The 13,762-nt window shown below is 60.2% G+C and carries 9 protein-coding genes; 6 read left to right on the forward strand and 3 right to left on the reverse strand.

Translation table 11 applies throughout. The features are described 5' to 3' along the window. Window positions 1–104 precede the first annotated feature (104 nt). Together AOA59_RS09840 and AOA59_RS09845 are read left to right on the forward strand one after the other, a co-directional pair. Complete coding sequence (locus AOA59_RS09840) at window positions 105–1,958, forward strand: DUF4105 domain-containing protein (RefSeq protein WP_099487086.1); 1,854 nt, start codon at window positions 105–107, stop codon at window positions 1,956–1,958. A 430-nt stretch (window positions 1,959–2,388) separates the two neighbouring features. Beyond that, window positions 2,389–2,694 (forward strand): chorismate mutase, encoded by a 306-nt coding sequence (locus tag AOA59_RS09845; protein WP_099487088.1) that lies wholly within the window; start codon window positions 2,389–2,391, stop codon window positions 2,692–2,694. 175 nt (window positions 2,695–2,869) lie between these two features. Here AOA59_RS09845 and AOA59_RS09850 read toward each other — a convergent pair whose 3' ends face one another. Then, window positions 2,870–3,160 (reverse strand): DUF3077 domain-containing protein, encoded by a 291-nt coding sequence (locus AOA59_RS09850; protein WP_099487089.1) that lies wholly within the window; start codon window positions 3,158–3,160, stop codon window positions 2,870–2,872. A 565-nt stretch (window positions 3,161–3,725) separates the two neighbouring features. Here AOA59_RS09850 and AOA59_RS09855 point away from each other — a divergent pair. Both AOA59_RS09855 and AOA59_RS09860 read left to right on the forward strand, forming a co-directional pair. After that, entirely contained in the window at window positions 3,726–4,082 is a 357-nt protein-coding gene (locus AOA59_RS09855; protein WP_017139297.1) for a hypothetical protein, read from the forward strand. 109 nt (window positions 4,083–4,191) lie between these two features. After that, window positions 4,192–4,680 (forward strand): GreA/GreB family elongation factor, encoded by a 489-nt coding sequence (locus AOA59_RS09860; RefSeq protein WP_099487091.1) that lies wholly within the window; start codon window positions 4,192–4,194, stop codon window positions 4,678–4,680. Here the strand turns inward: AOA59_RS09860 and gdhA are convergent. Continuing rightward, window positions 4,677–6,014: an NADP-specific glutamate dehydrogenase gene (gene gdhA / locus AOA59_RS09865; RefSeq protein ID WP_069786481.1), complete on the reverse strand. Its 1,338-nt coding sequence runs from the start codon at window positions 6,012–6,014 to the stop codon at window positions 4,677–4,679. The genes AOA59_RS09860 and gdhA overlap by 4 nt on opposite strands. 348 nt (window positions 6,015–6,362) lie before the next feature. Further along, entirely contained in the window at window positions 6,363–8,027 is a 1,665-nt protein-coding gene (ettA, locus tag AOA59_RS09870; RefSeq protein WP_056858231.1) for an energy-dependent translational throttle protein EttA, read from the reverse strand. Between the two features lie 284 nt (window positions 8,028–8,311). Here ettA and AOA59_RS09875 point away from each other — a divergent pair, with 284 nt between their 5' ends. Then, a complete protein-coding gene (locus AOA59_RS09875) occupies window positions 8,312–12,163 on the forward strand; it encodes a bifunctional diguanylate cyclase/phosphodiesterase (RefSeq protein WP_099487093.1) in 3,852 nt (1,283 codons plus the stop codon). Window positions 12,164–12,335: 172 nt separating this feature from the next. Continuing rightward, on the forward strand, window positions 12,336–13,589 hold the full coding sequence (glyA, locus tag AOA59_RS09880; protein ID WP_056858229.1) for a serine hydroxymethyltransferase: 1,254 nt from the start codon (window positions 12,336–12,338) through the stop codon (window positions 13,587–13,589). Window positions 13,590–13,762 lie beyond the last annotated feature (173 nt).

Raw genomic sequence — 13,762 nt, forward strand, 5'->3', positions numbered from 1 at the left:
CCGCGCCTTTCGAGGCGCGGGTTTTATTTCTGGCTTTATTTTTGGTTCTATTTTTGGGCCCGCCTCCCCTTTGGGTCTCACTACTTCCGACTTAAGTTGCCCTTATGCTCAAACGCTTTGCCTGGCTGGCACTCTTCGCCTACGCCCCGCTGTACGCGGCGCCGCATATTGATGATCAACGTTTGCAGCAACTGGCCAATGATCCGTTCTGGCTGTCTTTGGGCCATTACGAGGCCGGGAAGCTCAAGGGCTGGCGCAGCTATGTCAGCGACAAAAAGTTCTTCCTCGCCCCCGATGGCGCCCACCATCCGGACCAGGAACTGCAGGCCACCGTGGAGGCGCTGTACGCCCCGGCCAGCCTCGGCGAAAAGCACGCCCAATGCGTTTACCCCGCACGTACCCGCTGGCTCAAGAGTCAGTTGAACCTGACCGATTTGCCCGCGCTGGAGTGCAAGGAATTCACCCAATGGTTCAAGGACGTCGCGCCCCACAGCGCGGTGATGATCTTCCCGGCGGCCTACCTCAACAGCCCGTCGTCGATGTTCGGCCACACCCTGTTGCGCATCGACCAGGCTGACGTGCAGAGCAACAACACCGCGCTGCTCAGCTATGCGATCAACTTCGGCGCCTATATCGAAGGCTCCGACAACAGCATCCTCTACGCCTGGAAAGGCCTGATGGGCGGCTACCCCGGCCTGTTCGCGCTGGTGCCGTACCAGGAAAAACTCTCGGAATACCGCAGCCTCGAGAACCGCGACCTGTGGGAATACCGCCTGAACCTTACCGAAGTCGAGACCAAGCGCATGGTCGAGCACGTGTGGGAGCTCAAGCAGATCCAGTTCGACTACTTCTTCTTCGATGAAAACTGCTCCTATCGCCTGCTGGAGCTGCTGCAAGTGGCGCGCCCGAGCCTGCGCCTGACCGAGCAATTCCCGCTCACGGCGATCCCCACCGACACCGTCAAAGCCGTCAAAGAAGCGGGCCTGGTGGAGAAGATCGACTACCGCCCGTCCCGTGAACGCGAGTTGCTGGAACGCGCCAAGCCACTGGATGGCGACGAGCAGCAATGGGTGCTGAAAATCAGCGATGACCAGAAGCAGTTGCAGGAACCGGCCTTCAAAGCCCTGCCCCGCGAACGCCAGGCGCTGATTATCGACGCTGCCTATCGCCTCGGCCGCTACCGCGCCAATGGCCTGGAGCGCGACACCGAACGCTCGCAACGCAGCTTCGAACTGCTGCGCGCGATCAACCAGAACCCGGCGCCCGACCTTAAAATCGAACGCCCGGGCCTGCCCGAAGACGGCCACGAATCGCGCACCTGGCAGGCCGGCATCGGCACCCGCGGTAGCAAAACCTTTGGCGAATACGGCCTGCGCATGGCCTACCACGACCTCAACGACAACGCCGAAGGCTTCCCGCTGGGCGCGCAGATCGAAATTCTGCAAATGAAACTGCACCAGTACGAGGGCAACCACTGGCAGCTGCAGCAACTCGACCTGGCCACCATCCGCTCCCTGACCCCGCGTAATGCGCTGTTGCAACCCTGGTCCTGGCAAGTGACCGGTGGCCTGGAGCGCGTGCCTGGCAAACACGACGACGAAACCCTGGTTGCCCACGTCAACGGCGGCGCGGGCGGCACCTGGCAACTCACCGACGACATGCTGGGCTTCGCCCTCGGCACCGTGCGCGTGGAGCATAACAACGACTTCAGCGAAGCCATCTCACCGGCTGCCGGGTTCAACACCGGCGTGCTGTGGAAAAACCCGCTGGGGAATCTGAGCCTGGAAGCCAAGGGTGATTTCTTCACCAATGGCGAAGTACGGCGCAGCATCAGCCTGAACCAACAGTGGGAATTGTCGCGCAACCTGGGCCTGCGTTTGAGTGCCCAGCGTGAGTACAGCCATTTATCGACGCCGGTGAATGAAGTGATGCTTGAAGTGAAGTGGTATCACTACTGATCTTTGAGACCCGGCGAAGCTCCAATGTGAGAGCCGGGCTTGCCCGCGATAGCGCTCGTTCAGGCAATGATGCATTGACTGACCCACCGCCATCGCAGGCAAGCCAGCTCCCACACTTTTTTGCACCTGACTTGAGTTCTGCGCCTGCCGCAGATCCAATGTGGGAGCGGGCTTGCCCGCGATAGCGCTCGTTCAGGCAATGATGCATTGACTGACCCACCACCATCGCAGGCAAGCCAGCTCCCACACTTTTTTGCACCTGACTTGAGTTCTGCGCCTGCCGCCGATCCAATGTGGGAGCGGGCTTGCTCGCGAAAGCGGTCGTCCAGGTAATGATGTATTGACTGTCCCACCGCTTTCGCGAGCAAGCCCGCTCCCACATTTTGCCATTGCATATCCCAAATACATCGAAATCAGGAGCTCCCTCAACATGGCTGTTAACTGCACCACCCTTGAACAAGTCCGCGAAAACATCGACCGCCTCGACCAACAAATCGTCACCCTGCTTGCCGAGCGCGGCCACTACGTTTCCCAGGCTGCGCGCTTTAAGAAAGACGCCGATGGCGTCAAGGCGCCGCAACGGGTTGAACAGGTGATTGCCAAGGTGCGGGGGTTATCCGAGGCGGTGGGGGCTAACCCTGAGGTCACTGAGCAGGTGTATCGCGCGATGATTGCGGCGTTTATTCAGCAGGAACTGGCTGAACATTCCGCATTGACGACCTACCAGACGACATAACCCCTTTGTGGCGAGCAGGCTTGCCCTGCGTTGGGCTGCGCAGCAGCCCCAAAATAGTCAACCGAGGAGTGCCAGATACACCGCCCCCCTCCTTATTGGGGCCGCTTCGCAGCCCCACGCAGGGCAAGCCTGCTCGCCACAACAAGCGTGATCGCCACAGCGATAGTGTCAGCCTTTAGGCTGCGGGGGTCATCGCTTGGGTCAGGTCATCGACGACGGCCTTGCCCATTTCACACAGGTAATGCGCGGCCCAGGCGTATTGCTCGCCGCGCACGTCCATGGCGGCTTCCATGGCGAGTTTCTTTGAGTAAAACAGCAGGGTGGAGGCGTGTTCCAGGGCTTGCTCGATGGGCATCCCGGAATTGACGCGGAACAGCGGCTTTTGGTTTTCGCCGTAGTCGCCAAAGGTGACGACGCCGAGGGTGGTGATTGAGGACAGGGGTGGATCGGGGACGACTTTAGACATGGTGTTTCTCTTAGGTTAAGTAAGTAGAAACTGCCGCACCATGTCGCTAAACATGGAGAGGTGGCAGCTGTACGCGGGTTAGCGAACCGGTAACCTAGAAACCCGGTAGACCCGAAGGTCTCCCGCGCACAGCCGCCATAACACGATAAGGCGGGCAAAAATGCCGACCAAAATTGTTGAGGAGGTCGTATCTACGTTTCTCGGGTCGCTAAACCCAATCGCTGTTTTACAGCGACCCGAGGAGGCTAGACACTCAAATCCTATGACGTAATAGGCCAGCGATTCTCTAGGAAACGTCCTGCAAGTTAAAGGGAATCGTCGTTAATGGCCCTTTAATAGATCGTTCCCACGCTCCGCGTGGGCATGCATCCTGTGACGCTCCGCGTCACGATTTCAAAGCGGACGCAGAGCGTCCTGGGCTGCATTCCCACGCAGAGCGTGGGAACGAGCGCTCGTCGTTAATGGCCCTTTAACTCAACACATTTCTCACCCCTCTTTCACGCCTCCCCGACAATTCCCTGACTAGACTTTCCCTATCAGCCGTAAAGCGGCCAGGGAGTACGCCATGTGGCGGTCTGCGGTAATGCTGTGTGCGCTAGTGTGGTTGTCGGGTTGCCAGTCCACCCATCAGGATTTAATCGCCAAGGGTTACCCGCCGGCTTTTGCCGATGGCTTTGACGACGGTTGCAGCAGCGGTCGCCAGGCCGCTGGTGTGATCAGTGGGGAGTTCCGCAAGAACGTGCCGCGCTATCTCAAAGACCGTGAATACGCCGAAGGCTGGGAAGACGGCTTTCGCCAGTGTAAGGCCATGCGCGAGAACGAAGAGTTGCGTGACTACAAGGACAACCACTGGGATGACCGTGAACGCGCCTGGCAGCAGGAGAAGGATCGCGACGCCGCCCGCGCCTATCGCACGCAATAGGTCGCTTTTCTGAAGAGCGGACGCAGAGCGTCCAGGGCTGCATGCCCACGCAGAGCGTGGGAACGATCGCGCGGTGAAAATGGCCCAACCTTCATAGAAGGAGAACACCATGAGCCGAGCTTTTGTAAATGAAGACAACGCCGCCGCCCAGGCCGATCAGCCGGTGGAGCGCCAAGTGAGTGAGCAGCCCAACCGCCTCACCGCGCAAGGGTTGGCGCAGTTGCAAGCCAAGGTTGCGCAGTTGCAGCAGGAACACAGCCTCGAATCCGCCAAGGACGATAAACAACGCCTGGCGGACCTTGAGCGCGATTTGCGCTACTTCAACCAGCGCTTGCAAAGCGCCCAAGTGGTAGCACCGGCCACTTCCACCGACAAGGTGCAGATCGGCAGCTGGGTGACTTTTGCCAACGAGCAGGACGAACACCAGCGCATTCAACTGGTCGGCGAAGACCAGGCCGACGCCCATGCCCACCTGATCAACTGGGGCTCACCGCTAGGCCGCGCATTGCTGGGTGCGCAAGTGGGCGACGAGGTGCTGTGGAAGCGCCCCGTCGGCGATCAGTTGATCGAGGTGCTGCGCGTCGAGCCCGAGGTTTAGACGATGCCTTGGGCCAGCATCGCATCGGCGACTTTCACAAAGCCCGCGATGTTCGCGCCCTTCACATAGTTGACCCGGCCGTTTTCTTCGCCGTAGTGCACGCAGGCGTGGTGGATCGACTGCATGATGTTGTGCAGCTTGCTGTCGACTTCGCCTGCCGTCCACAGCAGGCGCATGGCGTTCTGCGACATTTCCAGGCCACTCACGGCCACGCCACCGGCGTTGGAGGCTTTGCCCGGCGCGAACAGAATGCCCGCCTCGATAAAGATATCCACAGCCTCCAAGGTGGTTGGCATGTTGGCGCCTTCTGCCACGCAGATACAGCCGTTGCGCAGCAGCGTGCGGGCGGCTTCGGCGTCGAGCTCGTTCTGGGTGGCGCAGGGCAAGGCGATGTCGCAGGCCAGTTCCCATGGCGTTTTACCGGCGCGAAATTCCAGCCCGTAACGAGAAGCCAATTCACTGATCCGCCCGCGCTGCACGTTTTTAAGCTCCAACAGCGCCGACCATTGCTCCTCGGTCAAACCGCTTTCGGCGTACAAGGTGCCTTCGGAGTCGGACAGGGAAACCACCTTGCCGCCCAGGTCCATGACTTTGCGCGCAGCATATTGCGCGACATTACCCGAGCCGGAGACCGCCACGCGTTTGCCCTCAACCCGCTGGCCGTTGCGCTTGAGCATTTCTTCAGCGAAGTACACGCAGCCAAAGCCGGTGGCTTCAGGGCGGATCAGGCTGCCGCCGTAGGCCATGCCTTTGCCGGTCAGTACTGAGGTGAACTGGTTGCTCAGGCGTTTGTACTGGCCAAACAGGAAGCCGATTTCACGCGCGCCCACACCGATATCGCCGGCCGGCACGTCCACGTCGGCGCCGATGTGGCGGTACAGTTCGCTCATGAATGCCTGGCAGAAGCGCATCACTTCGGCGTCGCTCTTGCCCTTGGGGTCGAAGTCCGAGCCGCCTTTGCCGCCGCCCATGGGCAGCGAGGTCAGGGAGTTTTTGAAGGTTTGTTCGAAGGCGAGGAATTTGAGCACGCCCAGGTTCACCGACGGGTGAAAGCGCAGGCCGCCTTTGTAGGGGCCGATGGCGCTGTTCATCTGGATGCGAAACCCGCGATTGACCTGAACCTTGCCGTGATCATCCACCCACGACACCCGAAAGGTGATCGCGCGTTCCGGCTCGCAGATGCGCTCCAGAATGCCCGACGTCAAGTAGTGAGCGTTGGCCTCAAGAAACGGCCACAGGCTGCGCAGGACTTCTTCTACGGCCTGGTGGAACTCCGGCTGGTCGGGGTCGCGTTTCTTGAGGCGCGAAAGGAAGGATTCGACAGATTCGATCATGGAGAAGTCTCGGCAAATTGATTGTTTTTAAATGAGATTGAGCCGGACCTTAGCAATTCATGTTGCACCTGAAAAGCGCAAAATGTCGCCTTTGTGAATTTAAATGGTGCTTTATATATAAATTACTGTGATTTTTTGCACCATTAAGGGGATTTAAAATCAGCAAATGCACCAACAGGTAAACCGCTATCGCAGGCAAGCCAGCTCCCACATTTGATCGGGTTTCCAATTTGTAATGCGGTCGAGGGTGGGAGCTGGCTTGCCTGCGATGAATCCACCGCGGTCTTCCTGAAACCCACGCAAAAAAAAGCGGAGCCCGAAGGCTCCGCTCTTTCAAACCAGCCCAACTCAGGCCAGTTTTTTGTGCCGTACACGGTGCGGCTGGGCAGCAGCATCGCCCAAACGCTTCTTACGGTCCGCTTCGTACTCGGTGTAGTTACCTTCGAAGAACACCGCTTGGGAGTCATCTTCGTAGGCCAGGATGTGCGTCGCGACGCGGTCCAGGAACCACCGATCGTGAGAGATCACAATGGCGGCGCCCGGGAAGTCCAGCAGGGCTTCTTCCAGGGAGCGCAGGGTTTCAACGTCGAGGTCGTTGGACGGTTCGTCGAGCAGCAACACGTTGCCGCCTTCTTTCAAGGTGAGGGCCAGGTGCAAGCGACCGCGCTCACCACCGGACAGGTCCTTGACGAACTTCTGCTGGTCGCCGCCCTTGAAGTTGAAACGGCCGACGTAGGTGCGCGACGGGATCTCATAGTTGCCGATGCGGATCTGGTCCGAACCCTCGGAGACTTGCTGGAATACCGTTTTGCTGCCGTCGAGGTCTTCGCGGCTCTGGTCCACACAGGCCAGCTGCACGGTTTCACCGATTTCGATGCTGCCCGAATCCGGAGTTTCCTTGCCCATCAGCATGCGGAACAGTGTGGATTTACCCGCACCGTTACCCCCGATAACGCCGACGATCGCGCCTTTTGGCATGGAGAACGACAGGTTGTCGATCAGCACGCGGTCGCCGTAGCCTTTGCAGACGTTCTTGAATTCGATGACCTTGTCACCCAGGCGCGGGCCGGCCGGGATGTAGATCTCGTTGGTTTCGCTGCGCTTCTGGAATTCCTGCGACTGCATTTCTTCAAAGCGTTGCAGACGTGCCTTGGATTTGGACTGGCGGGCCTTGGCGCCTTTGCGCACCCACTCCAGCTCTTCCTTCATGGCTTTTTCGTGGGCCGATTGTTGCTTGGATTCGGCCGCCAGACGGTCGGACTTGGCTTCCAGCCAACCGGAGTAGTTACCCTCGTAAGGGATACCGGCGCCACGGTCGAGCTCGAGGATCCAGCCGGCGACGTTGTCGAGGAAGTAACGGTCGTGCGTGATCGCTACCACGGTGCCCGGGAAGTCGTGCAGGAAGTGCTCCAGCCAGGCGACGGAATCGGCGTCCAAGTGGTTGGTCGGTTCGTCGAGCAGCAGCATGTCGGGAGCCGACAGCAGCAGGCGGCACAGGGCCACACGGCGTTTTTCACCGCCGGAGAGGAATTCGACCTTGGCGTCCCACGCAGGCAAACGCAGCGCGTCGGCAGCGACTTCCAGCTGGCGTTCCAGGTTGTGGCCGTCGCCAGCCTGCAGGATGGCTTCGAGCTTGGCCTGTTCGGCGGCCAGTTTGTCGAAGTCGGCATCTTCTTCGGCGTAGGCGGCGTACACCTCGTCCAGGCGGGCCTGGGCGTTCTTGATCACGGCCACCGCTTCTTCGACCACTTCACGCACGGTCTTGGTCGGGTCCAGGATCGGCTCTTGCGGCAGGTAGCCGATGTTCAGTTCGGGCATCGGGCGGGCTTCGCCTTCGAACTCGGTGTCGACGCCGGCCATGATTTTCAGCAGCGTGGACTTACCCGAACCGTTGAGGCCGAGCACGCCGATCTTGGCGCCGGGGAAGAAGGACAGCGAAATGTTTTTCAGGATTTCCCGCTTCGGCGGAACAACTTTTCCCAGCCGATGCATGGTGAAGACGTATTGAGCCATGGTGAACCTAGCGTCAGTGACTGATGAATTAAGCGGGCGAAGCCCGTGCAGGCCATGCGCGGCGCGGGCCGTTGACTATCATCAATGCCTGCGAGCGGAAAAAGCCTGAATGTCTGGGGCTGGAACGCCCCCGCGTAACCGGCAAAGCTACCTGAATGCGCTTGGGCAGTCCAGCCAGGCGGGGCTGGCACTTTGCCACAAGGCAAGGCATGCTAGCCGCCCTCCGGGCGTCCGGCTTATAGTGCACGTCGCGCGCCAGTCCAGCCAAACCGCAGGATCACAGCTTGTCCAAAGTCACTCCGCCCACGCCCTTGCGCGCCGCTCATATAGCGCCGGGCGCGCCCCTGCACGGCACTTTTAAAGGCGCGTTGGCGACGCTGGTGCTGATGCTTCTGGCGCTATTGTTCTGGCAACTGCTGGACCAGCTGCAGCAAAACCAGAAAAACCAGCAGCAATACACCATCGACTACAGCGCCGACCTGGCTGAACAGATCAGCCTGAACATGGCCCTGAGCGCGAAAATCGCCCTGAACCTGCTGCCGATGGTCGAGCCGCCGCGCAACGACGAACAGCAACAGGCCTTGATGCGTACCTTGCAACGTTCGCTGCCGGAACTGCGCAGTGTCGCCCTGCTCGCCCCCAGCGGCGCGCTGATCAGTGACAGCGCCAAAGACAGCCAGGACCGCGCCTGGCTCGAAGAACTGGTGCAGCGCAGCCACTCGCAACCTTATTACCTGAGCAACAACGCCGACGGCACCCTGATCTATCTGTTGCTGCAGCAGCCCAGTGGCGGCTCGAAAATGTACTGGGCCTTGCGCCTGGCGCCCAACTACCTGAGCAACCTCACCCGCCAGGACAACCAGGGCCAGCGCCCGATGTGGGCCATCGAGAACCGCCTGAACCATCGCGTGGTCAGCCGTGACAATGGCATGCCCGCACAGTGGGCCTCGGCGCTGACGCCGGATGAATTGAGCAAAAGCGTACTGGTCACGCCCCTGAGCAAAAGCGACTGGCAATTGCGCGGCCTGTTCGACCGCAGTGCGGTGCTGCAACAACTGCTGCCGGCGTTTATCGGTAAATGCCTGCTGGGCCTGGCGTTCTCGCTGATCCCGCTGATCGTGCTGCTGAACATGCGCCGCCGCCAGCGCCAGGTGCATGAGGGCCGCCGGCGTTACCAGGATATTTTCGAAGGCACCGGCGTGGCCCTGTGTGTGCTGGACCTGTCGGGGCTCAAGGCGTTTTTTGACAAAACCCGGGAGCAGACTCGCGAGCAATTGCAGGCCTGGCTGCACAATAACGCCGCAGAACGTCAGCAATTGCTCAGGGAATTGCGCATTACCGAAGTCAACCAGGTGGCCGTGCGCCTGTTGAATGTTGGTTCATGCGAGGAAGCCTGGGAACGCCTGATCGATGATTGCCCACGCAATGCCACCGCCATCGGCTATCAAGTGCTTGAGGCGGTGCTGACCCAGCAAAAGCAGCTGGAGCTGGAAATCCAGCTCAATGACGTCGCCGGTAACGATCAATACCTGTGGCTGGTGATGCGCCTGCCGGAGCAGCAGGACGACTTCAAGGCCGTGATCCTCAGCATCAACGATATCACCAGCCGCAAACTGATCGAGCTGTCGCTGGTGGAGCGTGAGAGTTTCTGGTCGGACGTGGTGCGCACCGTGCCGGATCACCTGTATGTGCAGGACGTAATCAGCCAGCGCATGATTTTCAGCAACCACCATTTGGGCCACACCCTCGGCTACAACAAGGCCGAACTGCAACAAATGGGCGAGTACTTCTGGGAAATCCTGCTGCACCCCGAAGATGCCGAGTACTACCACGACTTGCGCCAACGCCAACGTGAGGTCGGTTACACCACGCAGTTGCAGTGCCAGTTGCGCTTTCGTCATCGCAATAACCAGTGGCGGCGCTTTGATATCCGCGAGCAGGCCCTGGCCCGCGACAAAACCGCGGTGGTCACGCGCATCATCGGCGTGGCCAAGGACATCACCGACCAGATTGAAGCCAGCGAATCCCTGCGCGACAGCGAGCAGCGCTACCGCATGCTGGCCGAAAGCATCAGTGACGTGATCTGCTCCACCGACAGCCAGTTGGCCCTCAACTACGTCAGCCCGTCGGTCAACGCCGTGCTGGGTTATGACGTGGACTGGGTGTTCAAGAACGGCTGGCAGTCGATCATCGCCAACCCGCAGCAACTGGCCGGCATTTACAGCCTGATGGAACAGGTCAGCCGTGCCCTGGGCGACGCCGCCGCGCTGAATACGCTGCGCGATCAAGTGCATACCCAGCTGTTCCTGTTCGACTGCCTGCGCGCCGATGGCCGCAAGGTACCGATCGAGATGCGCCTGGTGCTGGTGTGGGATGAACACGGCGCGTTCGAAGGCATCCTTGGTGTGGGCCGTGACATCAGCCAGCAACGCCGCGCCGAAAAAGACCTGCGCATGGCGGCCACGGTATTCGAGCACTCAACCTCAGCGATCCTGATCACCGACCCGGCCGGTTATATCGTGCAAGCCAACGAGGCGTTCAGCCGCGTCAGCGGCTATGCCGTGGCGGATGTGCTCGACCAGTTGCCGAACATGCTCACCGTCGACGAACAGCAGGAAGCCCACCTGCGTTACGTGCTCAAGCAGTTGCACCAGCACAGCACCTGGGAAGGTGAAGTGTGGCTCAAGCGTCGCAATGGCGAGCATTACCCGGCCTGGGTCGGCATTACCGCCGTGTTCGACGATGAAGGTGACCTGGCCAGCTACGTGTGTTTCTTCAGCGATATCAGCGAGCGCAAGGCCAGCGAACAGCGCATTCACCGCCTGGCGTATTACGACGCCCTGACCCACCTGCCCAACCGCACGCTGTTCCAGGACCGCCTGCACACCGCGTTGCAGTCGGCCGAACGGCAAAAGTCGTGGGTGGTGCTGATGTTCCTCGACCTCGACCGTTTCAAACCGATCAACGACTCCTTGGGGCACGCCGCCGGCGACCGCATGCTTAAGGAAATGGCCACCCGCCTGCTGGGCTGCGTGGCCGAAGACGACACCGTGGCGCGCATGGGCGGTGACGAGTTCACCCTGCTGCTGCAACCACGGGTGAGCCGCGAGATGGCGCTGAACCGCGCAATAAGCGTGGCCGAACAGATCCTGGCGAGCCTGGTGAAGCCGTTTGTGCTGGAGGGCCGCGAGTTCTTTGTGACCGCCAGTATCGGTATCGCCTTAAGCCCGCAGGACGGCAACGAGCTGAGCCAGTTGATGAAAAACGCCGACACGGCGATGTACCACGCCAAGGAGCGCGGCAAGAACAACTTCCAGTTCTATCAGGCCGACATGAACGCCAGCGCCCTGGAGCGTCTGGAGTTGGAAAGCGACCTGCGCCATGCCCTGGAACAGAACGAATTCGTGCTGTATTACCAACCGCAGTTCAGCGGCGACGGCAAGCGCCTGACCGGCGCCGAAGCCCTGCTGCGCTGGCGTCACCCGCGCCGTGGGCTGGTGCCGCCGGGGGATTTCATTCCGGTGCTGGAAGAGTTGGGGCTGGTGGTGGACGTGGGCGACTGGGTGATCTCTGAGGCTTGCCGCCAGCTCAAGACCTGGCACCAGAACAAGGTGCGCGTGCCGAAAGTCTCGGTGAACATCTCGGCACGGCAGTTCTCCGATGGGCAGTTGGGCGAGCGTATCGCCACCATTCTCAAGGACACCGGCCTGCCGCCGGCGTGCCTGGAGCTGGAGCTGACCGAAAGTATCCTGATGCGCGAAGTCAACGAGGCCATGCAGATCCTTGCCAGCCTGAAAAACCTCGGCCTGAGCATTGCGGTGGACGACTTCGGCACCGGTTATTCGTCGCTCAACTACCTCAAGCAATTCCCCATCGATGTGTTGAAGATCGACCGCACCTTTGTCGACGGCCTGCCGTCCGGCGAGCAGGACGCGCAAATTGCCCGCGCAATTATCGCCATGGCCCACAGCCTCAACCTGGCGGTGATCGCCGAGGGCGTGGAAACCCATGAGCAGCTGGATTTCCTGCGTGAGCACGGTTGCGACGAGGTGCAGGGTTATCTGTTTGGGCGGCCGATGCCGGCAAATCGGTTTGAGGCACAGTTCAGTAACGACGCGCTGTTCATGTTCGACTGACCTCCACAGTGGACGCAGAGCGTCCAGGGCGGCATTCCCACGCAGAGCGTGGGAACGATCGGTGGCTAAAGTGAGCCCCACTTGTCCGCGACATGATGTCCTTTCATATGCCATCTAAAACCCATTGGGTTAGAATGCCCTCCTTTTCTGCCCCCGATCCTTGAGGACCGCCATGTTCAGCCGTGATTTGACTATTGCCAAGTACGACGCCGATCTCTTCGCCGCCATGGAGCAAGAAGCCGTGCGCCAGGAAGAGCACATTGAGCTGATCGCTTCGGAAAACTACACCAGCCCTGCGGTGATGGAGGCTCAAGGTTCGGTTCTGACCAACAAATACGCCGAAGGCTACCCTGGCAAGCGCTACTACGGTGGTTGCGAGTACGTCGACGTGGTTGAGCAGCTGGCTATCGACCGTGCCAAGGAACTGTTCGGCGCCGATTACGCCAACGTTCAGCCGCACGCCGGCTCCCAAGCCAACAGCGCCGTGTACCTGGCCCTGCTGCAAGGCGGCGACACCATCCTGGGCATGAGCCTGGCCCACGGCGGTCACCTGACCCACGGCGCCAGCGTTTCCTCCTCCGGCAAGCTGTACAACGCCGTTCAATACGGTATCGATGCCAACGGCCTGATCGACTACGACGAAGTCGAGCGTCTGGCGGTTGAGCACAAGCCAAAAATGATCGTGGCCGGTTTCTCTGCCTACTCGCAGATCCTCGACTTCCCGCGCTTTCGCGCTATCGCCGACAAGGTTGGCGCCTACCTGTTCGTGGACATGGCTCACGTAGCCGGTCTGGTCGCCGCTGGCGTCTACCCGAACCCGGTGCCATTCGCTGACGTGGTGACCACCACCACCCACAAGACCCTGCGTGGTCCACGTGGCGGCCTGATCCTGGCGCGCGCCAACGCCGAGATCGAGAAGAAGCTCAACTCCGCAGTATTCCCAGGCGCCCAGGGCGGCCCGCTGGAGCACGTCATCGCTGCCAAAGCGATCTGCTTCAAAGAAGCCCTGCAGCCTGAGTTCAAGACTTACCAGCAACAAGTGGTGAAGAACGCCCAGACCATGGCCAGCGTGTTTATCGAGCGCGGCTTTGACGTGGTGTCCGGCGGTACTGAAAACCACCTGTTCCTGCTATCGCTGATCAAGCAGGACATTTCCGGTAAAGATGCTGACGCCGCACTGGGCAAAGCCTTCATCACCGTGAACAAAAACTCCGTGCCGAACGACCCGCGTTCGCCGTTCGTCACCTCCGGCCTGCGCTTCGGCACCCCGGCTGTGACCACTCGTGGCTTTAAAGAAGCAGAGTGCAAAGAACTGGCCGGCTGGATCTGCGACATCCTGGCAGACCTTTCCAACGAAGCCGTGATCGACGCGGTCCGTGAGAAGGTCAAGGCCATCTGCAAAAAGCTGCCGGTGTACGGCGCTTGATTGCAGTTGCGTGACTGAAAAGCCCGGCTCTTGAGCCGGGCTTTTTTATGGCCGATCTCAAATTGAAATACGGTTCAATGTGGGAGCTGGCTTGCCTGCGATAGCGGCCTGTCAGTTGGCACATCATTAGCTGACCCACCGTTATCGCAGGCAAGCCAGCTCCCACACAGGGT

The organism is Pseudomonas sp. 2822-15 (assembly GCF_002742515.1).
GTDB classification, from domain to species: Bacteria; Pseudomonadota; Gammaproteobacteria; order Pseudomonadales; family Pseudomonadaceae; genus Aquipseudomonas; species Aquipseudomonas salomonii.